General features: G+C 70.4%; 17 protein-coding genes and 1 tRNA gene. 5 read left to right on the top strand and 13 right to left on the bottom strand.

Features of this window, described 5'->3' with window-relative positions:
* Window positions 1–233: 233 nt before the first annotated feature.
* The 6 genes from thrB to MTQ12_RS06800 form a co-directional block, all read right to left on the bottom strand.
* Window positions 234–1,214, bottom strand: a complete 981-nt coding sequence (gene thrB / locus MTQ12_RS06825) for a homoserine kinase (protein WP_137319408.1) — start codon at window positions 1,212–1,214, stop codon at window positions 234–236.
* The gene (gene thrC / locus MTQ12_RS06820) at window positions 1,214–2,302 is read right to left on the bottom strand and encodes a threonine synthase (protein WP_137319407.1); all 1,089 of its coding nucleotides are present in this window, start codon (window positions 2,300–2,302) and stop codon (window positions 1,214–1,216) included. Before thrC ends, thrB begins: the two co-directional genes overlap by 1 nt.
* 43 nt (window positions 2,303–2,345) lie before the next feature.
* A complete protein-coding gene (locus tag MTQ12_RS06815; RefSeq protein WP_247425351.1) occupies window positions 2,346–3,656 on the bottom strand; it encodes a homoserine dehydrogenase in 1,311 nt (436 codons plus the stop codon).
* Window positions 3,657–3,663: 7 nt separating this feature from the next.
* A complete protein-coding gene (gene lysA, locus MTQ12_RS06810; RefSeq protein ID WP_247425349.1) occupies window positions 3,664–5,100 on the bottom strand; it encodes a diaminopimelate decarboxylase in 1,437 nt (478 codons plus the stop codon).
* Window positions 5,101–5,102: 2 nt separating this feature from the next.
* Window positions 5,103–6,740 (bottom strand): arginine--tRNA ligase, encoded by a 1,638-nt coding sequence (gene argS, locus MTQ12_RS06805; protein ID WP_247425348.1) that lies wholly within the window; start codon window positions 6,738–6,740, stop codon window positions 5,103–5,105.
* A 154-nt stretch (window positions 6,741–6,894) separates the two neighbouring features.
* Window positions 6,895–7,716 carry a DUF4352 domain-containing protein gene (locus MTQ12_RS06800; protein WP_247425346.1) on the bottom strand — a complete coding sequence of 274 codons (822 nt, stop codon included), beginning with the start codon at window positions 7,714–7,716 and terminating at the stop codon, window positions 6,895–6,897.
* A gap of 166 nt (window positions 7,717–7,882) precedes the next feature.
* Between MTQ12_RS06800 and MTQ12_RS15175 the strand changes: the two genes are divergently transcribed.
* From MTQ12_RS15175 to MTQ12_RS06785, 3 genes are all read left to right on the top strand, one after another.
* Window positions 7,883–9,163, top strand: a complete 1,281-nt coding sequence (locus tag MTQ12_RS15175) for a histidine kinase (protein ID WP_175406935.1) — start codon at window positions 7,883–7,885, stop codon at window positions 9,161–9,163.
* A gap of 14 nt (window positions 9,164–9,177) precedes the next feature.
* Window positions 9,178–9,876 carry a response regulator transcription factor gene (locus tag MTQ12_RS06790; RefSeq protein WP_217494842.1) on the top strand — a complete coding sequence of 233 codons (699 nt, stop codon included), beginning with the start codon at window positions 9,178–9,180 and terminating at the stop codon, window positions 9,874–9,876.
* A 215-nt stretch (window positions 9,877–10,091) separates the two neighbouring features.
* Window positions 10,092–10,907, top strand: coding sequence for a hypothetical protein (locus MTQ12_RS06785; protein WP_247425344.1), 816 nt, complete (start codon window positions 10,092–10,094; stop codon window positions 10,905–10,907).
* Between the two features lie 134 nt (window positions 10,908–11,041).
* On the opposite strand, the gene MTQ12_RS06780 is transcribed toward MTQ12_RS06785, so the two are convergent.
* From MTQ12_RS06780 to MTQ12_RS06760, 5 genes are all read right to left on the bottom strand, one after another.
* Window positions 11,042–11,117 (bottom strand) — tRNA-Arg (locus MTQ12_RS06780).
* Window positions 11,118–11,213: 96 nt separating this feature from the next.
* Entirely contained in the window at window positions 11,214–12,167 is a 954-nt protein-coding gene (locus MTQ12_RS06775; RefSeq protein ID WP_247425342.1) for a M15 family metallopeptidase, read from the bottom strand.
* 293 nt (window positions 12,168–12,460) lie between these two features.
* A complete protein-coding gene (locus MTQ12_RS06770) occupies window positions 12,461–13,516 on the bottom strand; it encodes a hemolysin family protein (protein WP_137319400.1) in 1,056 nt (351 codons plus the stop codon).
* Entirely contained in the window at window positions 13,513–14,832 is a 1,320-nt protein-coding gene (locus tag MTQ12_RS06765) for a hemolysin family protein (protein ID WP_137319399.1), read from the bottom strand. Before MTQ12_RS06765 ends, MTQ12_RS06770 begins: the two co-directional genes overlap by 4 nt.
* A 232-nt stretch (window positions 14,833–15,064) precedes the next feature.
* A complete protein-coding gene (locus tag MTQ12_RS06760) occupies window positions 15,065–16,519 on the bottom strand; it encodes a GuaB1 family IMP dehydrogenase-related protein (protein ID WP_247425340.1) in 1,455 nt (484 codons plus the stop codon).
* Window positions 16,520–16,617: 98 nt separating this feature from the next.
* On the opposite strand from MTQ12_RS06760, the gene MTQ12_RS06755 reads away from it, so the two are divergent.
* Window positions 16,618–20,478: a multifunctional oxoglutarate decarboxylase/oxoglutarate dehydrogenase thiamine pyrophosphate-binding subunit/dihydrolipoyllysine-residue succinyltransferase subunit gene (locus MTQ12_RS06755; protein ID WP_247425338.1), complete on the top strand. Its 3,861-nt coding sequence runs from the start codon at window positions 16,618–16,620 to the stop codon at window positions 20,476–20,478.
* On the top strand, window positions 20,475–21,083 hold the full coding sequence (locus MTQ12_RS06750) for a GDSL-type esterase/lipase family protein (RefSeq protein ID WP_137319396.1): 609 nt from the start codon (window positions 20,475–20,477) through the stop codon (window positions 21,081–21,083). Before MTQ12_RS06755 ends, MTQ12_RS06750 begins: the two co-directional genes overlap by 4 nt.
* A 295-nt stretch (window positions 21,084–21,378) precedes the next feature.
* On the opposite strand, the gene rsrA is transcribed toward MTQ12_RS06750, so the two are convergent.
* Together rsrA and MTQ12_RS06740 are read right to left on the bottom strand one after the other, a co-directional pair.
* Window positions 21,379–21,672: a mycothiol system anti-sigma-R factor gene (rsrA, locus tag MTQ12_RS06745; RefSeq protein ID WP_137319395.1), complete on the bottom strand. Its 294-nt coding sequence runs from the start codon at window positions 21,670–21,672 to the stop codon at window positions 21,379–21,381.
* Window positions 21,665–22,303, bottom strand: coding sequence for a sigma-70 family RNA polymerase sigma factor (locus MTQ12_RS06740; protein ID WP_175407042.1), 639 nt, complete (start codon window positions 22,301–22,303; stop codon window positions 21,665–21,667). The genes rsrA and MTQ12_RS06740 overlap by 8 nt, the downstream gene beginning before the upstream one ends.
* Window positions 22,304–22,456: the final 153 nt, after the last annotated feature.

The following is a 22,456-nucleotide window of genomic DNA, read 5'->3' as shown; positions in this document are numbered from 1 at the left end:
TCCCGGCGAATCCGCTTCGATACGGTAACGATCCGAGCAGAGCCACGCTCGACGGAGTCGATCCGAACGGACCTGACAGCTCACGACTTCTCGTGAGGGAACGGCTCCAGCCTACACTTCGACACCGGTCAGCGCGAATCGGACCCGCCGTGCACCGCTCGGCTCCCCCACCCTGCTCCCCGCCGGCTGGGCGGCTGGCCTGGGAGCCCTCCGTGGAGCCCCGGGCGGTGTGCTCAGGACTCGTCGACGACCGTGGTGAGGACCCCCACCGGCGCGATCGCGGTCGCGAGGATCCGGGCGGGATCGCCGCGCAGCACGGCGGCCACGCGCTCGGCGAGGTCGTCACCGGTGCCGAGCACCGCGACGGTCGGGCCGGCACCCGACACGACGGCCGCCAGACCGGCGGCACGCAGCGCGTCGACGCGCTCGAGAGACTCGAGCATCGCCGGCCGGCGGTAGTTCTGGTGGAGGCGGTCGACGGTCGCCTCGAGGAGCATCCCCGGGTCATGGGAGATCGCATAGGCGAACAGCCCGGCGATCGCGGAGTTCGCCGCCGCATCGGTGTGCGGGACCGTCTCCGGCAGCAGGGACCGGGCGATCGCGGTGTCGAGCCGGGTTTCGGGCACGATGAGCACCGCGCGCACGCCGTCGGCCACGGGGACCGACACCGACTGCGCGGCACCGCCGATGTCGGTGAAGCTGATCGTCACTCCCCCGAACAGCGCCGGCGCGGCATTGTCGGGATGACCCTCGAAGTGCGTCGCCCAGGCCAGCCGGCCGGCGGCGGTCTCCGGCTCGCATCCGGCGGCCTGCCCGATCGCGTCGGCGATCGCGATGCCGGCGACGACGGCGGAGGCCGAGGACCCCATGCCGCGCGACTGCGGGATGACGTTGCGGGCCTCGAGCTCGAGGCGGTCGCCGAGCTCGAGCCCGCGCGCGGCGAGCACCTCGCGGGCGACCCGGTGGATGAGGTGCGCGGTGCTCCGGGGCAGCACGTCCGCGCCCTCGCCGGAGACGGTGACACAGGCCTCGGGGTCGATGGGTGCGGGCGTGATCCGGGCGCGCACCGCATCGCGGATGTCGAGCGCCATGCCGAAGCTGTCGTAGCCGGCGCCGAGGTTCGCCGAGGTGGCGGGCACCTCGACGAGCACCTCGAGGCCGGCCGGGATCCGGTCACCGCGCACGGAGGAGTCGGCAGGCGTGCCCACCGGCATCAGCCCTCCTCGAGTCCGAGCGCACGGGCTGCCGACACGGCGTCGACCGACACCCGGGTGGGCTCGAGATCCGCGCCGTCGGCGGTGCGGATCGCCCACTGCGGGTCCTTGAGCCCGTGCCCGGTGACCGTGCACACGATCGTCGCTCCGGACGGCACCTCTCCGGCGTCGGAGCGCTTGAGCAGACCGGCGATCGAGGCCGCCGAGCCCGGCTCGACGAAGATCCCCTCGGTCGAGGACAGGAGGCGGTGCGCGGCGAGGATCTCGTCGTCGGTGACGGAGTCGATGAGGCCCTCGGACTCGTCGCGGGCGGCGATCGCCTGCTCCCACGAGGCCGGGTTGCCGATCCGGATCGCGGTCGCGACGGTCTCCGGCTCGTCGACCGGGTGACCGAGCACGAGCGGGGCGGCACCCGCGGCCTGGAAGCCCCACATCCGCGGGCGGGAGTCCGCCAGGCCGAGCTCCGCGTACTCGCGGTAGCCCTTCCAGTAGGCGGTGATGTTGCCGGCGTTGCCGACGGGCAGGACGTGGATGTCCGGGGCCTGCCCGAGCCGGTCGACGACCTCGAACGACGCGGTCTTCTGGCCCTCGATGCGGTCGGGGTTGACCGAGTTGACGAGGTGCACCGGGTAGGCCTCGGAGAGCTTGCGGCACAGGGTGAGGCAGTCGTCGAAGTTGCCATCGATCTCGAGGAGCTCTGCGCCGTGCGCGACGGCCTGGCTCATCTTGCCCACCGAGATCTTGCCGGCCGGCACGAGCACCGCGCACGTGAGCCCGGCCTTCGTCGCGTAGGCCGCCGCCGAGGCCGAGGTGTTCCCGGTCGAGGCGCAGATCACGGCCTTGGCACCGTACTCCACGGCCTTCGAGATCGCCATCGTCATGCCGCGGTCCTTGAAGGAGGCGGTCGGGTTCATGCCCTCGTACTTGACCCACACCTCGGCACCGGTGCGCTCGGACAGGCCGGCGGCGTGGATGAGCGGCGTGCCGCCCTCCCCCAGGGTGACGGCGGCGGTGGTGTCGGCGATGTCGAGGAGGCCGCGGTACTCCTCGATGACTCCCTGCCACTGGTGGCGGTGCTGTGCGTTCATGGGGTTCCTTCCGGACATGTCGGGCGGGCGGGGCGCGGGCGGCTCAGTGGCCCTCGATGCGCAGCACCGAGGTCAGGGCGTTGACGACGTCGAGCGCGGCGAGCCGGTCGACGGTGCGGCGCAGCGCGGCATCGGTGCCCGAGTGCGTGGCGATGACGAGCTTGGCGCGCTGCTCGGTGCCCTCGGGCTCGTCGACGACCTGGGTCTGCTGGACGAGCTCGATCGACACCTGCTCCGAGGCGAACACCTCGGTCACCCGGGAGAGCACCCCGGGCCGGTCGAACACGTCGAGGGTGATCTGGTAGCGGGTGGTGATCGCGGAGATCGGCAGCACCGGACGGCGCACCGCGACCGCGCGCTCGTACTGGCCGCGGCCGCCGAGCACCTTGCGGCGGCCGACCGACACGACGTCGCCGAGCACGGCCGAGGCGGTCGGCGCCCCACCGGCGCCCTGGCCGTAGAACATGAGCTCGCCGGCGGCCTCGGCCTCGACGAACACCGCGTTGAACGCGCCGCCGACGCCGGACAGCACGTGGTCGCGCGGGAGCAGCGCGGGGTACACGCGGGCGGAGACTCCCGGGCCCTCGGGCGAGTCTGCGAGCTCCTCGCAGATCGCGAGCAGCTTGATGGTGAAGCCCTGCGCACGGGCGGTCTCGATCATGTCAGCGGTGACGCCGGTGATGCCCTCGACGTCGACGTCGTCGATGGTGACGGGGGTGTGGAAGGCGATCGCGGCGAGGATCGCGGCCTTCGCGGCGGCGTCGTGGCCGCCGATGTCCGCCGTCGGGTCCGCCTCGGCGAAGCCGAGCTCCTGCGCGGTGCGCAGCGCGGTGTCGAAGTCCCACCCCTCGGAGTCCATCTGGTCGAGGATGTAGTTCGTCGTGCCGTTGACGATGCCCATGACGCGGGTGATCCGGTCACCGGCGAGCGAGTCGCCGACGGGGCGGATGATCGGGATCGCCCCGGCGACCGCGGCCTCGTGCTCGAGGCGCACCTCGGCGGAGTCCGCGGCCTGCATTAGCTCGCCGTAGGACTCCGCGAGCAGCGCCTTGTTCGCCGTCACCACCGAGGCCCCCGAGCGCAGCGCCGCGAGGATGAGCTCGCGGGCGGGTTCGATGCCGCCCATGAGCTCGATGACGATGTCGGCACCGGCGATCGCGGCCTGGGCGTCGGTGGTGAGGAGCTCCGCGGGGATGCCGGGGCGCTCCTTGTCCGCGTCGCGCACGGCGACGGCGGTGAGCTCGAGGCGCGCTCCGGTGCGCTGGGCGAGATCGTCCCCGTTCTCGAGGATCCGGCGGGCGACCTCGGTGCCGACGACACCGCAGCCGAGCATGGCGACGTGCAGAGATTTCATAGGGTTCTCACTCTTCGGGATCGGTCCCGGGCGCGAACCCGGGGTCGGTGGCGAACATGTCCTGATAGCTCTCGGGGCGGATCGCCCAGCGGACCTCGGCGCCCTCGACGGCGAGCACCCCGGGGCGGGGCACGTGGTTGTAGTTCGAGGCGAGCGGTCGGCAGTAGGCGCCGGTGCCGGGCACCGCGATGAGGTCGCCGGCGGTGATGTCGGCCGGCAGGTACTCGTCGCGGACGACGATGTCCCCGCTCTCGCAGTGCTTGCCGACGACGCGAACGACGACGGGCGGTTCGGCCGAGGCGCGATTGGCGAGCGTGCACGAGTAGTCGGCGTCGTAGAGGGCGGTGCGGATGTTGTCGCTCATCCCGCCGTCGACGCCGACGTAGCAGCGCACTCCGCTGCCGGTGTCGACGGGTTTGACCGTGCCGGCCCGGTAGAGGGTGAACATCGCCGGGCCGGCGATCGCGCGACCGGGCTCGAAGGACACGAGCGGCATCGCGCTGCCGTGCTCGGCACACGCCTTGGCGACGAGGTCGGCGAGCTGCTCGGCGATCTCGGCGAACGGGGTCGGGGTGTCCTGCGAGGTGTACTGGATGCCGAATCCGCCGCCGAGGTCGACCTCGGGCAGGGAGACCCCGTGGGCCCGCTCGAGCTGGGCCCTCAGGCCGATGATCCTGCCGGCGGCGACCTCGAACCCGGCCTTGTCGAAGATCTGCGATCCGATGTGGCTGTGGAGCCCGAGGAGTTCGAGCTCGGGGGCGTCGATGATCTGCGCCGCAGCCGCGGCGGCGTCCCCGCCCTGTAGGCTGAGCCCGAACTTCTGGTCCTCGTGGGCGGTCGCGATGAAGTCGTGGGTGTGCGCCTCGACGCCGACGGTGATGCGGAGCATGACGGGTGCGGTGATGCCGCGGGCGGCCGCGGCAGCGGCGACCCGCGGGATCTCGTCGAAGGAGTCGATGACGATGCGGCCGATCCCCCAGTCGAGGGCATAGGCGATCTCCTCGTCCGACTTGTTGTTGCCGTGGAGGCCGACGAGCGCGGGGTCGAAGCCGGCCCGCTGCGCGACCATGAGCTCGCCCAGCGTGCAGCAGTCGAGGCCGAGTCCGGCCTCGGCGATCCAGCCGGCGGCCGCGGTGCAGAGGAACGCCTTGCCGGCGTAGTAGCCGCGGGCACCCGGGCCGACGCGCTCGAAGGCGCGGGAGAAGACGGTGGCGAACTCGGCGGCGCGGGCTCGGAAGTCGGCGACGTCGAGGACGTACATCGGGGTGCCGTGCGCGGCGGCGAGGTCGACGACCGAGTGCCCGGCGATGCGCAGCACCCCGTCGTCGCCCTTGGTGACGTTCGCCGACCACAGGCTCGGCATGAGCGCGTTGACGTCGTCGGGGAACGGCAGCCAGACCGGGGACGGGACGGCGTGGAGACTGCCGGCGATGTGTGCGGGCACCCCTACATCCTCTCAGGCGCGCCGACGCCCAGGAGCCCGAGTCCATTGGCCAAGACGGTCGCGGTGGCCCGGTCGAGCATGAGGCGCGAGGAGTGCACAGGGGTGATCTCCTCATCGGTGCGCGGGGTCACGCGGCAGGCGTCGTACCACTTGTGGAACAGTCCGGCGACGCTCTCGAGGTAGCGCGCGATCCGGTGCGGCTCGCGCAGCTGCGCGGCCTGGGCGACGACGCGCGGGAAGTCGGCGAGCGCGGCGAGCAGCACCGTCTCCGTCGGGTCGGTGAGCGCGGCGGGGTCGAACGCCTCGGTGGTGATCCCGGCGGTCACGGCGTTGCGCTCGATGCTGCATGCGCGGGCGTGCGCGTACTGGACGTAGTAGACGGGATTGTCGTTGCTCGCCGAGCGGAGCACCTCGGGGTCGAGGGTGAGCGGCGAGTCCGCCGGGGTGCGGGCGAGCGAGTAGCGCACGGCGTCGGCGCCGAGCCAGTCGATGAGGTCGCGCAGCTCGATGATGTTGCCGGCGCGCTTGGAGAGCTTCGCCCCGTTGATCGAGATGAGCTGGCCGATGAGGACCTCGATGTTCGTCTCCGGATCGTCGCCGGCGGCCGCCGCGATCGCCTTGAGCCGGCCGATGTAGCCGTGGTGGTCGGCACCGAGGAGGTAGATCTTCTCGGTGAAGCCGCGGTCCTTCTTGTCGAGGTAGTAGGCGGCGTCGGCGGCGAAGTACGTGGGCTGGCCGTCGGCGCGGATGAGCACCCGGTCCTTGTCGTCGCCGAAGGTCGTGGTGCGCAGCCACACCGCTCCCCCGTCCTCGTAGACGTGGCCCTGCTCGCGGAGCCGGGCGGCGGCCTTCTCGATCGCACCGGAGGCGTGCAGGGACGCTTCGGAGAACCACACGTCGAAGTGCACGCCGAAATCCTGCAGCGTGCTGCGGATGTCGGCCATCTGCAGGGCGTAGGCGCGGTCGCGGACCTCGGCGCGGGCCTCGTCCTCGGGGGCCTCGGCGAGTGCGGGCCGCTCGGCGCGGATCGCCTCGGCGATGTCGGCGACGTACTGCCCCGGATAGCCGCCCTCGGGGACCGCGCGACCGTGCATGCGGGCGAGGACAGAGTTCGCGAAGGTGTCCATCTGCGAGCCGGCGTCGTTGATGTAGTACTCACTGGCGACCTCGGCCCCGGCGGCGCGGAGCACACGGGCGATCGCGTCGCCGAGCGCGGCCCAGCGGGTGTGGCCGAGGTGGAGCGGACCGGTGGGGTTGGCGGAGACGAACTCCATGTTGACGACGTGTCCTGAGAGTGCGTCACCGGTGCCGTAGGACTCTCCGGCGGCGACGATGTCCGCCGCGAGGCGCCCGGCGGCATCGGCGGCGAGGGTGATGTTGAGGAAGCCGGGTCCGGCGACGTCGACGGCGTCGATGCCGGAGCGGGCGCGCAGCCGCTCGGCGATCTGCTCGGCGAGGTCGCGCGGCTTGAGGCCGGCCCGCTTGGCCGTCTGCAGGGCGATGTTCGACGCCCAGTCGCCGTGGTCGCGGTTCTTCGGGCGCTCGACGACGATCGTGTCCGGCTCGGTGATCGCGAGGCCGGCGGCGTTGAGTTCGGCGATGACGGCGCTGATGGCCGACTTGAGTTCTTCAGGAGTCACCGTCTCAGGGTATTACCCGCAGGGCCGCGGGTGCGAGCCGGGTGGGGAGGGTGCGCCGGCGGGGGGTGCACGGATCCGGTCGGCGGCACCGACCCGGCCGGCGGTGCAGTGCCGCCGGCCGGGTCCCCGGTCGATGTCCCGAGGGCTGCGGCGCTCAGCCGATCGCGATCTCGATCGGCTCGTCGAACAGGCCGCCGCGGAACACGAGGGTTTCGGGCTCCACGCCCTCGGGCACATCGAACAGCACGATCCCGTCGACCGTGTTGCCGGGATTGATCTCCTCGAGGAAGGAGTTGCTGTCCTCGAGGTACATCGCGGAGCCCTCGTCGGCGGCGTACGTGCGACCCTCGGCATCGGTGAGCTCCACATCGCTGGAGAAGAACATCACCGGCGAGTCGCCGACGTTCGTCACCTCCATGCTCACGACGACGAACTGTCCCTGTGCCTCTGCCCCGAACATGTCGTCACCGACCGAGGAGACCCCGGACTCGACATCGGAGACGGTCACCTCGAAGTCCCCGCTCGCGACCGGCTCGCCGATGCCCGCGGACTTCTCCTCCGGCGCCTCGGCCGCGGCCGCGTCCTCCGCGGCATCCTCGCCGCCACCCTCTTCTTCCGCCGGGGCGCGCTGCTCCACATCCTGCTCTCCGGCGGCGTCCTGACCGGCGTCAGAGGCCTGCTGCTCGCCGCCTCCTCCCGCGCAGCTGCCGACGATGACGAGGAGCACGACGACGCCCACCCAGAACCACCAGCGCTTGAAGATCGACTTCCGCTTCGGCGGCGCCGGGTGGGGCGCGCCCGGGGGCATGCCGTAACCGTTCGGGCCGGGCTGCGGGCCTGCGCCCCACGGCTGCTGGCCGGACGGCACGGGATGCCCGTACGGGGGGCGGGGCGGACCCTGCGGATCGTGGCGGCCTCCGGCGTGCGGGTGGTGCCCGCCCGGGTGTCCGGGCTGCGGGGGCTGGTTCTGTGACATGGGATCTCCTCGAGGTTCGGGTGCGGGCCGGCGAGCCGACCGTGCGATGGTGCGGACGAGACCCATCGTCGGTCGCCCGCTGCTTGCCCCACATCAGCCGATCGGCTCGACCGCACCGACCGATCGGCTGATGGCCGTGTCCGGACCCCGCACTACGGTGGGGATCGTGAATAGCCTTGCCGCGCGGATCGTGCGCCTCTCCCTGCGCACCCTGTGGGACATCGTGTTGTACCTGCTGGGTGTCCTCCTCACGTTCCTCAGCATCGAGGGCGTGCCGGGCGCCACCTCCGGACCGGGGCTCCCGACCGACCTCGGGATCGTCGTCCTGCTCCTCGCCTGCCTGCTCTGGCTCACCGTGTTCCTGCGTCGACGCTTCCCCGTCGTGCCGCTCGTCGCAGGTGCCCTCCTCACGCTCGTCGGCATGGACTACTGGCTCGTTCTCATCGGCGCCTTCCACGCTCTCGCACGGCTGCGCGGATGGCCGGCGATTGCCGCGGCGGCCGGCGCGGGGGTGCTCGTCGTGTTCGCGACGGTGCGCGACCTCGTCCGCGATCCCCAGTCGACGATGATCGGCTCGCTCTTCGGGGTCGCGGGCACACCGGACACGCCCGGCAGCGGGGCGGTCGCCGCGATCGTCGTCCTCATCGTCGCGGCGATGTCGGTCGGCACCACCGGCGGGCTGGCGCTCCTCGTCCGCAGTCGGCGCGAGACCGCCACCGCACGCACCCGCGTCGAGGCCGTCGACGCTCGCAACGCCGATCTCAGCTCGGAGCTGGCCCGCACGTCCGAACGGGACCGGCTCGCCACGGAGATCCATGATGCGCTCGCCCATCGGCTGTCGGTGATCTCCCTGCAGTCGGGGGCGCTGGAGACGGCGACGCACACTTCCGACCCTGCGCTCGCTCACGCCGCGCGCGTGCTGCGGGGCCAGGCGCACGCCTCGCTCGAGGATCTGCGCGGTCTGCTCGGGGATCTGCGGACCGGCGGCCCGGCCTCCTCCACCGGTCCGACCGAGGCACCGGCCACCGCCTCCATGCGCGCACTCCCCCGCCTCGTCCGCTCGCTGCGCGAGGCCGGGACGGCGGTGGACGCCGTCGTGCTGCTCGACGGCACGGAATCGGCCCCCGCCGCGCTCGATCGCAGCATCTACCGGATCGCGCAGGAATCCCTGACCAACGCGCTCAAGCACGCGCCGGGCGCACCGATCTCGCTGTACGTCGAGGGTGCGCCGGGATCGGATATCAGGATCCGGGTGTCGAATCCGATCGGCGGACCAGTGGACCCGGTGCTGCAGGGCTCGGGTGCGGGCTCCGGGATCGCAGGCATCCGCGAGCGGGTGCGCCTGCTGTCGGGCGCGTCGTGGATCGGCGTCCATGAGGACTGCTTCGTCGTCGACGCGACGCTCCCGTGGCCCATCGAGGCCGCGCAGGCCTGGCGCGGGGTGTGACCTATATTCGAGAGGTGACCGCCGCCCCTGAACCGCCCCCGCGGCCCGCCGCGATCCGGGTCCTCGTCGTCGACGACGACCCGTATTCGCGAGCGGGCATCCGGGCGATCCTGCAGCAGGCGCCGGATCTCGAGGTCGTCGGCGAGGCGGCGGACGGTGCCGAGGCGATCGACCGTGCCTCCGCGCACTTCCCCGACGTCGTCATCATGGACATCCGGATGCCGGGGATGGACGGCATCACCGCGACCGCCGCGCTCGTCAACGCCGTGCGCCCTCCGCTCGTCGTGGCGCTCACGAGCTTCGACAGCGAGGACGCGGTGTTCCGGGCGCTCGAGGCCGGAGCGGTCGGCTTCCTCCTCAAGGACACCCCTCCGGCGGACCTCGTGGGTGCGATCCGCACCGTGATGGCCGGTGACGCGTTCCTCTCCCCGCGCGCCACTCTCCACCTCATCCGAAGGTTCGGGGTCGGTGGGCGATTCACGGTGCAGCACGATGCCCAGCGCCTGCTCGGCACCCTCACCGAGCGCGAGCGGGAGGTCGCCGAGCTCGTGGCCGAGGGCCTGACGAACCGGCTCATCGCCGACCGGCTGTTCCTGTCCGAGGCGACGGTCAAGGTGCACCTGGGACGCGTCATGCTCAAGCTCGCCGCCGATACCCGGGTGGGTGTCGCGATCGCGGTCGAACGGGCCCGCCCCGGCGGCCGGCGCCGCTGAGAACCGAGCTGCCGCGCGGGAGGCATCGATGGCCGGCGGAGGCGCCGACTCGTGGCCGAGGCGGCGGGCGGACGGCACGTCCGGACCATCGCGCGGCCCAGGCTCTGCGCCGTTCATCGCGTGCCCGTTCGCCGCTCGTTCAAGGTTCATTCATCGGGCCAGCACATCCAGAGCATGTAATGGCGGTGGATCACTCGCTCACCGTAAGGGGAATCATGAAGAAGTCTCTGGTCCTGGCACCTGCGATCGCACTCGCTCTCACCGGTCTCGGCGCGCCGGCGATCGCGGCCGCCTCCATTCCGGCGTCCGCTGCCGCAGCGGCGGCCGAGGTCGTCTTCCCGAAAATCACCACCTCGGACATCACCTACACCGAAGGCGACGACGACGCCACCATCAGCATCACCGGCACCGCCACACCCAACACCCCCGTCGACATCCGCCAACTGGCGATCATGACCACCTCCGGCAACACCTACTACGTCAAATCCGCCGTCCCCGAGGTCACCACCGACGACACCGGCGCATGGACCCTCGAACTGCCGCTGTCGACCACCTTCGGCGCCCAATACCGCAACGACATCCACCGACAGCTCTCCAACACCGACGACAGCCTCGACGAAGTCGTCACCGGCGACACCCTCTCGATCATGGTCAGCGCAGCAGGCAAGAGCAGCAACACATTCATCACCCTCACCGTCGACGACGCACCCGAAGAACCCGCCGAACCCGGTCACGGGGTCCGAGTCGATGCGCCGGCGGAAGTCACGCGGAAGGACCTGAAGAAGGGTTTCGTGATCTCGGGTACGAACTCCACCGGAGAGCACATCATGGTCTCCGTCCACCCCTCGAACGATGACCGCAAGCCCACGACATTCCGTTTTCCCGGATCCAAGACGGAATGGGCGAAGACGTTCAAGAACATCAAGCACACCGCGGGCGTGGAGCCCGGCGACACGCTGACCGTCGAAGTCCGCTATGCCAAGGGCGACAGGTCCGTCATCACCACGGAGACCATCGTCGTCACCGAGTGATCGCCGCGCTGCGCTTCCGATCGCCGACCGCTCTCGTCAAGCAGTGCCCCCGCCCCGTTCAGGGGAAGCATCTCCGGCAGTGAAAATGCGAAATCCCGCGGTTCCGTTCTCAGGAACCGCGGGATTTCGCGATGTGGTGCCCGCGACAGGATTCGAACCTACGACCTTCTGCTCCGGAGGCAGACGCTCTATCCACTGAGCTACGCGGGCGGGCAACTCGACAATACTAGCACTCACCGAAGGGGTGCGTGCGCCGAGTGTGCGAATGTGACCGACATGACGCCGGGCACGCGGTGCGAACCGGGCTCAGGCGCCGCGGATCGACTGCCGGGCCGGGACGTATTCCCAGTGCCAGGGCTCGTACTTGCTCGACTTCGCCCAGTCCGGGTTCTCCCAGCCGTACTTGCCGGCATTCTTGACGAGCCATTCGTACTGCTCGCCCGAGGCGGTGGCCGCACCGCCGCCGAAGTCGAGCGCGATCCCCCAGCCGTGGAGCGAGGTGCCGGGGCGGGCGGCGAGACCGGGCTTGCGACCGGCCACGGAGACCTGCGACTCGAGCGTCCGGTAGGAATCGGTGATCGCCATGTCCTTGCCGGTGTCGGCCTTGTACGCGGCGTTCATCTCCGCGAAGGAGACGGCGGCGTCGGCGCGGAGCTTGTGCCCGCCGATACCGATCTCGCACAGCCACTCGTCGGGGATCTGCCCGTTCGATGCGTCCCCTGCGGGAGCTTCGCCGGAGCAGCCCGGCAGCACGGTGCGGGTGACGGAGCGGGACGCGGCCTCGGCCTTGCGGTCCTGGGCGCTCGGCACGCCGCCGGCGTAGGCGTCGGCCTCGCCGGCCGCCTTGTCGCCCTCCTCGGCGTCGACCTGCGGGTCGACGGACTCGGCGCCGATCGCCTCGACGGCGTCGGTGCTGATCTCCTGGGCGGCGGCGACCTGCGTGCTCGGCATGTTCGAGCTCAGCAGCACGCCGGCGATCGCGGTGCCGGCGACGGACACGGAGGCCATCGCGGTGACGGTGGTGACGCGGCGGCGCTTGAGAGCGCGGACGGCGCTGCCGTCGGAGCCGCGGGTCGCGATGGACCGGGCACCGACGGTGCCGGAGGAGCGGCGCTCCACGAGGTCCTCGGTCCGCGGCGCCGGGCTCGCAACGGCCGAGCGCAGGAACGGGAGCTTCCGTTCCGCCCGGCGGGCCGCCTCTTCCTGCTTGCGCAGATCACGACGACGCACGAGTGCCGGCGCGGTGGTTTCCTGACCCACTCCACAACTCCAAACTGACGACTGCAGGTTCTGCGATGCCGGCGCACGAGCACACGACGACATCTGCGCACGGTGTGGCGGAGGGGAAGGATCCGACCGTGCACCAGGTATGTCACAACACTATAACGAGAAAGTGACGGAATGACACATTCCCGTGACCCGGTCCGGGGCCGAGGCGCTCGGACAGTGCCGCGACCGCCCCCGATACCCGCGGAATCACGGGGATGTCACCGATTTGTCACAATTATCGCATCACTGTGATCACCGGCGTGCCGGGGTGTGTCGAGAGGCCCTCAGCGGCGTGAGCGCGGCCCGCGCTGCATCGCGTCGTGGACCTCCCCGACGAGCTCCTCGAGCACGTCCTCGAGGAACAGCACGCCGACCGCGACACCGGCGGCGTCGAGCACCCGTCCCACATGGTTGCCGGCGTCCTGCATGACGCCGAGCGAGTCCTCGATCTCGTCCCCGGCGGTGAGCGTGACGAGCGAGCGGTAGCGCTTCGCCGGGATCTCCGCCTCGTAGTCGGCCGGGGTGTCGGCGTAGAGCACATCCTTGATGTGGATGTAGCTCTCCGGCGCGCCGTCGGCGTCGAGGAGGATGTAGCGGGAGAAGCCGGTGCGGGCGACGAGCCGCTCGATGTCGGACGGGGTCGCACCGGCCTGAAGCGTGATGACGCGGTCCATCGGCACCATGACGTCCCCGATCGACTTGTCGGAGAACTCGAGCGCGCCCTTGAGCAGCCCGGTGTCGTCGCTGAGGAGCCCTTCGCGCTGGGACTCGACGACGATCGACTGCACCTCTTCGACCGTGTAGGCGGCGTTGACCTCGTCGCGCGGCTCGACTCCCATCAGGCGCAGGATCCCGTTCGCGATCGCGTTGAGCGGGCGGATGACGAAGCCGAACACCTTGGACAGGAACACGAGCGGCGGCGCGAGCAGCATCGCGGCCTGCCGCGACACGGCGAGTGCGATGTTCTTGGGGATCATCTCGCCGATGACCACATGGAGGTACGTCACCGCCGACAGCGCGATGATGAAGGCGACGACGTCGGACATCGTCGGCGGGATGCCGAGGAACTCCATCGGGCCGGCGAGCAGGTGGTGGATCGCCGGCTCCGCGACATTGCCGATGAGCAGCGAGCACACGGTGATGCCGAGCTGGCAGATCGCGAGCATGATGGAGACGTGCTCCATCGCGTAGAGCGCTGTCCGAGCCGATTTCGACCCGGCCGCGGCCCGCGGTTCGATCTGCGAGCGCTTGGCCGACACGATGCCGAACTCCGCGGCGACGAAGAAGGCGTTGGCCAGCAGCAGGACCACGAGCCAGACGAGACCCATCCAGTCGCTCATGACGCACCCCCGAATCCGCTCGCGAGGTAGTCCGGGATGAGGCGCAGCCTCTCGATCCGACGGCCGTGCATCCGCTCGACGACGAGGCGCGCCTCGGGCAGGCGGACGCTGTCGCCCTCGACCGGGATCCGGCCGAGCGTGAGCATGACGTAGCCGGCCATGGTCTCGTAGTCGGGGTCCTGGGGCACCTCGAGGCCGATCACCGAGCTCACCTCGTCGGGACGCAGCCGGCCCGGGACCACCCAGCTGCCGTCGCGCACCGGACGCACGCTCACACGCAGCCGGTCGTGCTCGTCGACGACCTCGCCGACGAGCTCCTCGACGACGTCCTCGAGCGTGACGACCCCGGCGGTACCGCCGTACTCGTCGATGACGAGCGCCATCTGGCTGCCGCGCATCCGCAGCTCCATGAGGAGCGGATCGAGCGGCATCGTCTCCGGCACCTGCGCGACCTCGCTCATGAGACCGGCGGCGAAGGCGTCGGGCCGGTTGGCCAGCGGCACCGCGACGGCCTGCTTGACGTGGACCATGCCGACGATGTCGTCGCGCGAGTCCCCGACGACCGGGAACCGCGAGAAGCCCGTCTGCCGGGCGGTCTCGACGATCTCCGCGGCCGTGGTGTCGCGGTTGACGCTGATCATCGAGGTGCGCGGAGTCATGACGTCCTCAGCGGTGCGCTCGGAGAAGCTCAGCGTGCGGGTGAGGAGGTCCGCGGTCTGCTCGGCCATCGTGCCCTCCTGCGCGGAGTGGCGCACGAGCGCGGTGAGCTCCTCCGGGGAGCGTCCGGCGGTGCCCTCCTCCTGCGGCTCGATGCCCATCGCGAGCAGGGCCTTGTTCGCGGTGCCGTTGAGCACGGCGATGACGGGCCGGAACACCACGGAGAAGATGTACTGGAGCGGGACGAAGATCTTGCCGGTGATGAGCGGGGCGGAGATCGCGAGGTTCTTCGGCACGAGCTCACCGACGATCATCGAGAGGAAGGTCGAGATGAGGAGGGCGAGGGTGAGGCTCGCGGTCGACGCCGCGGACTCCCCGAGGCCGAAGCCCTCGAACATCGGCGACAGGAGGACGCCGAGCGAGGGCTCCATGAGGTAACCGGTGAGGAGGGTGGTGAGCGTGATGCCCACCTGCGCCGACGACAGCTGGGTCGAGAGCTGGGTCATCCCCTTCTTGAGGTACGAGGACCCGCGCTCACCCCGTTCGACGGACTGGTCGACGGTGTGCTTGTCGAGGGTGAGGAGGGAGAATTCGGCGGCGACGAACACGCCGGTGCCGAGGATCAGCAGGAGCGCGAGGGCGAGGAGGAACCACTCCATCTCAGTGACGGTCCCCCTGGCTCGACGGCCGGTGCGCGGTGCGCTGCGGATGCGTGTGATCGTGCGGGGGATGGACGGGGCTGCCGGCTCGAGGCCGGCCGGGACTGTCACTGGTCATGCGCAGTATCCTAACGAACCCCGTCCACCGGCCCCGCGCCGGGAAGACGGCCGGAACCGGTTCACGGCAGACTCACAGACTGCGGTAGCGGCCGCCGGATCGCGCCCTGCGGGCTCACCAGCTCCGGTCGAGCGGGCGGCCCTCCTCGTACCCTGCCGCCGATTGGATCCCGACGAGCGCCCGGTCGGCGAACTCGGCGAGCGTGCGCGCGCCGGCGTAGGTGCACGAGGAGCGCACTCCCGAGGTGATCTCGTCGAGCAGGTCCTCGACGCCGGGGCGCTCGGGGTCGATGAACATCCGGCCGCTCGAGATCCCCTCCTCGAACAGGCCCTTGCGCGCGCGATCGAAGGCGGACTCGGTGCGGGTGCGGGCGGCGACCGCCCGGGCCGAGGCCATGCCGAAGCTCTCCTTGTACTGGCGTCCGGAGGGGTCGACGAGCAGATCGCCGGGGCTCTCGAGGGTTCCGGCGAACCACGAGCCGACCATCACCTGCGAGGCGCCGGCGGCGAGCGCCAGGGCGACGTCTCGGGGGTGCCGCACTCCCCCGTCGGCCCAGATGTGGGCACCGAGGCCGCGGGCGGCGGCGGCGCATTCGGCGACGGCGGAGAACTGGGGGCGGCCGACCGCGGTCATCATCCGGGTGGTGCACATCGCCCCGGGCCCGACCCCGACCTTGACGATGTCGGCGCCGGCCTCGACGAGATCCTCCACCCCGGCGGCGGTGACGACGTTGCCGGCCACGACCGGCACCCCGAGCTCGAGGCCGTCGATGGTGCGCAGCGCCTCGAGCATCTTCTCCTGGTGCCCGTGGGCGGTGTCGACGACGAGGACGTCGGCCCCGGCCTCGACGAGCGCCTGCGCGCGGTGGCCGACGTCGGCGTTGACGCCGATCGCCGCGGCCACCCGGAGCCGGCCCTGCGCGTCGAGCGCCGGGGTGTAGATCGAGGCGCGCAGCACCGACTGCGCGGTGAGCGCCCCGACGAGCACGCCGGAATCGACGACGGGCACGAAGTCGCGCCGCGCCTCGGTCATCCGTTCGTACACCCCGGACAGGTCGGACCGCTCCACGGAATCGAAGCGGGAGGCCTCGACCGGTTCGAGCGGCGGCTCCATCACTGCGCTCACCGAGGTGAAGCGGTCGACGCCCTCGAGCGAGTCGCGCGAGATCGTGCCGAGCACGCGCTGGTCCTCGTCGACGACGACCGCGTGGCCGTGCGCGCGCTTGGGCAGGAGGTGGAGGGCGGAGAGCACGGTGTCCTGCGGGGACACCCGGACCGGGGTCTCGTAGACGGGGTGCCGGGCCTTGATCCACGCGAGGGTGTCCGCCGCGACGGAGAGCGGGGTGTCCTGCGGGAGCACCGCGAGCCCCCCGCGACGGGCCATGGTCTCGGCCATCCGACGGCCGGACACCGCGGTCATGTTCGCCGCGACGAGCGGGATGGTCGTGCCGGTCCCGTCGGCGGAGGAGAGATCCACGTCGAACCGGCTCGTCACGTCCGAGCGGCTCGGCACGAGGAACGCATCGGCGTAGGTGAGCTCATGGGAGGGTGTTCCGGTGATGAAGCGCATAGACCCATTCTCCATTCTCCTGGCGATTTTGCACGGTCGAAGCGCTAGGCTGGGGAGGACGTCAATCACTTCAGATGAGGAAGAGGGCGATTCTCGCCGTGTCCGTAAACACCCCCAACCGCAGCGTCGAGGACTTCGGGTCCAACGAGTGGCTGGTCGAGGAACTCTACGAGCAGTTCAAGTCCGACAAGGATTCCGTCGACAGTTCCTGGTGGCCGTTCTTCGAGCAGTACGAGGCCGAGGGCGGGCAGGGCTCCCCGGCGGCCGGGAACGGTGCTCCGACGAAGACGTCGGGGAAGTCGAACCAGAAGTCGTCCTCGGCGCAGAAGTCCTCCGCGAAGAAGTCCTCCTCGGACTCTGCGGAGCCCGGGGCCTCGAGCAGCGCCTCGAAGAGCAGCTCGTCCTCGGCCGCCGCCAAGACCGGGAACGCCGCCAAGGGTGAGAAGGGCGCGGATTCCGGGGATGCGAAGAAGCTCGACTCGCACAAGGGCGTGACGCCCTCGGTCAACGAGTCGGAGACCCCGAAGGCGGAGTCGAAGTCCGCGGCCTCGAAGAAGGAGTCGAGCGGCACGCGGGAGAAGTCCGCTCCGCAGGAGACCGTCGAGGACGTCGTGACGAAGCTCCGCGGTCCGGCCAAGCTCATCGCCGAGAACATGGACCAGTCGCTCACCGTCCCGACGGCCACCTCGGTCCGCTCGCTGCCGGCGAAGGCGCTCATCGACAACCGCATCGTCATCAACTCCCACCTCAAGCGCACCCGCGGCGGCAAGGTCTCCTTCACCCACCTCATCGGGTTCGCGGTGATCCGGGCGCTCAAGGCCTTCCCGAGCCAGAACGTGTACTACGAGGTGCAGGACGGCAAGCCCGTCATGGTCAGCCCGGGTCACGTCAACTTCGGTCTCGCGATCGACGTCCCCAAGAAGGACGGCACCCGCACCCTGCTCGTGCCCAACGTCAAGAAGGCCGAGACCCTGACCTTCAAGCAGTTCGTCGACGCCTACGACGACCTCGTCGAGCGGGCGCGGATCGGCAAGCTCGCCGCCGACGACTTCGCCGGCACCACGGTGTCCCTGACGAACCCCGGCGGCATCGGCACCGTCCACTCCGTGCCGCGCCTGACCAAGGGCCAGGGCTGCATCATCGGCGTCGGCGCACTCGAGTACCCCGCCGAGTTCCAGGGCGCCAGCCAGGAGACCATCAACCGCCTGGCGATCTCCAAGGTCGTGACCCTGACCTCGACGTACGACCACCGCGTCATCCAGGGTGCCGGCTCCGGCGAATTCCTCAAGCTCGTCCACGGCTACCTGCTCGGCGAGGACGGCTTCTACGACGACGTCTTCGAGTCGCTGCGCCTGCCCTACACGCCGGTGCGCTGGGTGCCGGACCTCGACGCCGGCGACCAGACCGACGTCAACAAGTCCGCCCGCGTCATCGAGCTCATCGACGCCTACCGCACGCGCGGTCACCTCATGGCGAACATCGACCCGCTCGTCTACCGCCAGCGCAGCCACCCGGACCTCGACATCAACTCCCACGGCCTCACCCTGTGGGACCTCGAGCGCGAGTTCCCCACCGGCGGGTTCGGCGACCGGCCGCTATTGCCGCTGCGCAAGATCCTCGGCGTCCTCCGCGACTCGTACTGCCGCACCACCGGCATCGAATACATGTACATCGCCGATCCCGAGCAGCGCCGCTGGTTCCAGCAGAAGCTCGAGGTCCCCCACGAGGAGCTCACCCGCGAGGAGCAGGGCCACGTGCTCGGCCGCCTCAACGCCGCCGAGGCGTTCGAGACCTTCCTGCAGACGAAGTACATCGGACAGAAGCGCTTCAGCCTCGAGGGCGGCGAGTCCGCGATCGTCATGCTCGACAAGATCCTCAGTCAGGCGGCCGACGCCGGCATGGACGAGGTGACGATCGGCATGGCCCACCGCGGCCGCCTCAACGTGCTCACCAACATCGCGGGCAAGAGCTACGCCCAGGTGTTCCGCGAGTTCGACGGCACCCAGGCCCCGGACAGCTTCCAGGGCTCCGGCGACGTCAAGTACCACCTCGGCCAGGAGGGCTCCTACACCTCGCCGGACGGCAACTCGACGAAGGTCTACGTCGCGGCCAACCCGAGCCACCTCGAGACCGTCGACCCTGTGCTCGAGGGCATCGCGCGCGCCAAGCAGGACGAGATCGACGCCGGCAACGCCGGATTCTCCGTGCTGCCGGTGCTCGTCCACGGCGACGCGGCCTTCGCCGGTCAGGGAGTCGTCGCGGAGACTTTGCACCTGTCCGAGCTGCGCGGCTACCGCACCGGCGGCACCGTGCACGTCATCATCAACAACCAGGTCGGCTTCACCACCCCGCCGGCCTCGGCCCGCTCCTCGTACTACTGCACCGACGTCGCGAAGACGATCAGCGCGCCGATCCTGCATGTCAACGGCGATGACCCGGAGGCCGTGTACCGGGCCGCCGAGCTCGCCTTCGAGTACCGCCAGGAGTTCAACCGCGACATCGTCATCGACCTCGTGTGCTACCGCCGCCGCGGCCACAACGAGGGCGACGATCCATCGATGACACAGCCGGTGATGTACTCGCTCATCGAGTCGAAGGGCTCGGTGCGCAAGGTCTACACCGAATCGCTCGTCGGCCGGAAGTGCATCTCCGAGGAGGAGGCGCAGGAGGCGCTCAAGGACTACCAGTCCAAGCTCGAGGCCGCCTTCGCCGAGACCAAGGAGGCGGAGAAGCAGGCCAAGGAGGCCGCGAAGCTGCCGCCGCGCCCCGAGCGCCCGGCCGACCTCGAAGCGGACAACCCCTTCGAGACCGCCGTGCCCTCGCAGGTCATCGAGCGGGTAGGCGATGCCCACCTCGAGGTCCCGGACGACTTCGCGGTCCACAAGAAGCTCAAGAGCCTGCTCCAGAAGCGGCAGGAGATGTCGCGCTCCGGCGGCATCGACTGGGGCTTCGCGGAGCTGCTCGCCTTCGGCTCGCTCCTCATGGAGGGCATCCCCGTCCGCCTCGCCGGCCAGGACTCCCGCCGCGGCACCTTCACGCAGCGCCACTCGGTCCTCATCGACCACGACAACGGCAACGAGTGGACGCCGCTGTCGAACCTCACCGAGGACCAGGCGAAATTCTACGTCTACGACTCGCTGCTCAGCGAGTACGCGGCGGTGGGCTTCGAGTACGGCTACGCGGTGGAGCGCCAGGATGCGCTCGTGCTGTGGGAGGCGCAGTTCGGCGACTTCGCGCAGGGCGCGCAGTCGATCATCGACGAGTTCATCTCCTCCTCCGAGCAGAAGTGGGCGCAGACCTCCGGTGTCGTCATGCTCCTGCCGCACGGCTACGAGGGCCAGGGCCCGGACCACTCCTCGGCCCGGATCGAACGGTTCCTCCAGCTGTGCGCGGAGAACAACATGACCGTCGCCTACCCGTCGAACGGCGCCTCGTACTTCCACCTGCTGCGCCGCCACGCGCACACGGACCGCAAGCGGCCGCTCGTCGTGTTCACTCCGAAGTCGATGCTGCGGCTCAAGTCCGCGGCGACCACGGTCGAGGACTTCACCTCCGGCCGGTTCGAGCCGGTGCTCCCGGACACCACTGTGGATGCCTCGGGCGTCGATCGGGTGGTGTTCGTCTCCGGCAAGCTCTACTGGGACCTGCTGGCGCAGCGGGAGAAGCTCGAGGACACCCGCACCGCGCTCGTCCGCGTCGAGCAGCTCTACCCGCTCGACGAGGAGGGGATCGCAGCCGCGCTCGCGCCGTTCGGCGACGACGTGGAGCTCGTGTGGGCGCAGGAGGAGCCGGAGAACCAGGGCGCCTGGCCGTTCATGGCCCTCGATCTCGTACCGCTGCTCGGCGGCCGCGAGATGCGGATCGTGTCCCGCGTCGCCTCGGCGTCCCCGGCGACCGGTCTCAAGAAGGTCCACGACCTCGAGCAGGCCGACCTCGTCGAACACGTCTTCGCACGGTGACGCAGCAGCGGACGACCACGGTCGTCGTGATCGGTGACGAGCTCGTCGCCGGTCACGGCGACGCCCGCTGCCTGGGCTGGACGGGCCGTGTCGCCGCCCGCACCCTGCCGTCGCTGCCGGACTCCCGGTTCTACGCCCTCGGGGTGGCCGGTGAGGACTCGGTGGGCATGAGCCAGCGCGGGATGGCCGAGGCGCGCCTGCGGTTCGACCCGCACACGCAGAACCGCCTCGTGCTCGCACCGGGCCCGCACGACATCGATGCCGGCCTGTCGACGGCGCGCTCGCGCCTCAACCTCGCCAACGCGCTCGACTCCGCGCTCGGGTCCGAGGTCCTCACCTTCGTCGTCGGGCCTCCCCCGTCGCTCGACCGCGACCGCAACCGGCGCCTCGAGGAGCTCAACGCGGGCTTCGCCGATGTCGCGCTGCGCCGTGGGATCGCCTATGTCGACACCTTCACGCCGCTGCGGGAGCATGCCGCCTGGCAGCGCGAGCTCACCGCGTCCGGCACCGGGCTGCCCGGGCAGGAGGGGTACGGGCTGCTCGCCTGGCTCGTGCTGCACCGCGGCTGGTTCGACTGGCTCGGGGTGCGCGACACCGCCGGCTGAGTCCGTGCTGTGGCGCCCCTGCGCCAGGTATGGAAGAATAATGAGGTCGAACAGAAGGAGTGACGATCATGAGCAAGCGAGGCCGCAAGCGCCGTGACCGCAAGAAGCGCGGAGCCAACCACGGCAAGCGTCCCAACGCCTGAGGCGCACGGACGGCTGCGCTGAGGCGCGGTGCACACAGCGGCGGGGCCGGGAGCAATCTCCCGGCCCCGCCGCTGTGCTGTGCGCTGTTGCAGAATGCTGTTCGCACACCTGTAGCCGCTCTTCCGCAGCGCGCAGGCCGATGCGACGTCCCTCAGCCCATCCGACGGTGGACGGTGATCGTCGTCTGCTCCATCACGATGCGCGCACGGATCCGCTCCTTGAGCCCGTCCGGCGCGGCGTCGTTGCAGCACGAGCGGCGTACGAGCTCCTTGAGGAGCGCCTCGACGGCGTACTCCTCGCGGCAGTCGTGGCAGGTGTCGATGTGCTCGCGGATGGCGGAGATCTCCTCGCCGGAGAGCTCGCCGTCGAGGTAGTGGTAGATCCGGGTCAGGCTCTCCTGGCGTCCGGATCGGCAGCAGTCGTCGTCCCGACGGAGCTCACTCATCGTCGGCCTCCTTCCGGGTTCCGAATCCGCGTTCGGCGGCGTAGCCGGCGAGCATCTCGCGCAGCTGCCTGCGCCCGCGGTGCAGTCGTGACATCACCGTGCCGATGGGAGTGTCCATGACCTCGGCGATCTCCTTGTACGGCAGACCTTCGACGTCCGCGTAGTAGACGACCATCCGGAAGTCCTCGGGGAGCTGGCTCAGCGCATCGGTGACATCGCTGTCCGGGAGCCGGTCGAGCGCCTCGAGCTCCGCGGACCGGCCGCCGGAGGAGGTGTGCGAGGCGGCGCGGTGGATCTGCCAGTCCTCGATGTCCTCCCCGCTCGATTCGAGCGGCTGCCGCTGCTTCTTGCGGTAGTTGTTGATGAAGGTGTTCGTGAGGATGCGGTAGAGCCACGCCTTGAGGTTCGTGCCGGGGGTGTACTGGTGGAAGGCGGCGTAGGCCTTCGTGTACGCCTCCTGGACGAGATCCTCCGCGTCCGCGGGGTTGCGCGTCATGCGCAGCGCCGCCGCGTACAGCTGGTTGACGTACTCCAGCGCGTCGCGTTCGAAGCGGGCGGAGCGTTCGGCGTCGGTCTCGGCTGCCACGTCGACGGTGTCGTCGACCACGGGCGATGTCGATTCAGTCATCATCGACCATGATACGCCCGTCGCCCCGGCGTCGGGGGTGCGCACCGGGGTTCCGGTGCGCGCGCTGCGCTCTGCGAGCATCGTCGCCGTCATCCGCTCCACTTCCTCTCCGCCGTCGGCGCCTCCCGGGGCCCGGGAGGCAGCTGCGGCTCGTGT

It is taken from the genome of Brevibacterium sp. R8603A2 (assembly GCF_023072605.1).
Classification (GTDB): Bacteria; Actinomycetota; Actinomycetes; order Actinomycetales; family Brevibacteriaceae; genus Brevibacterium; species Brevibacterium pityocampae.
The sequence above is the reverse complement of the archived record's forward strand: the minus strand, read 5'-3'. Positions and strand labels throughout refer to the sequence as shown.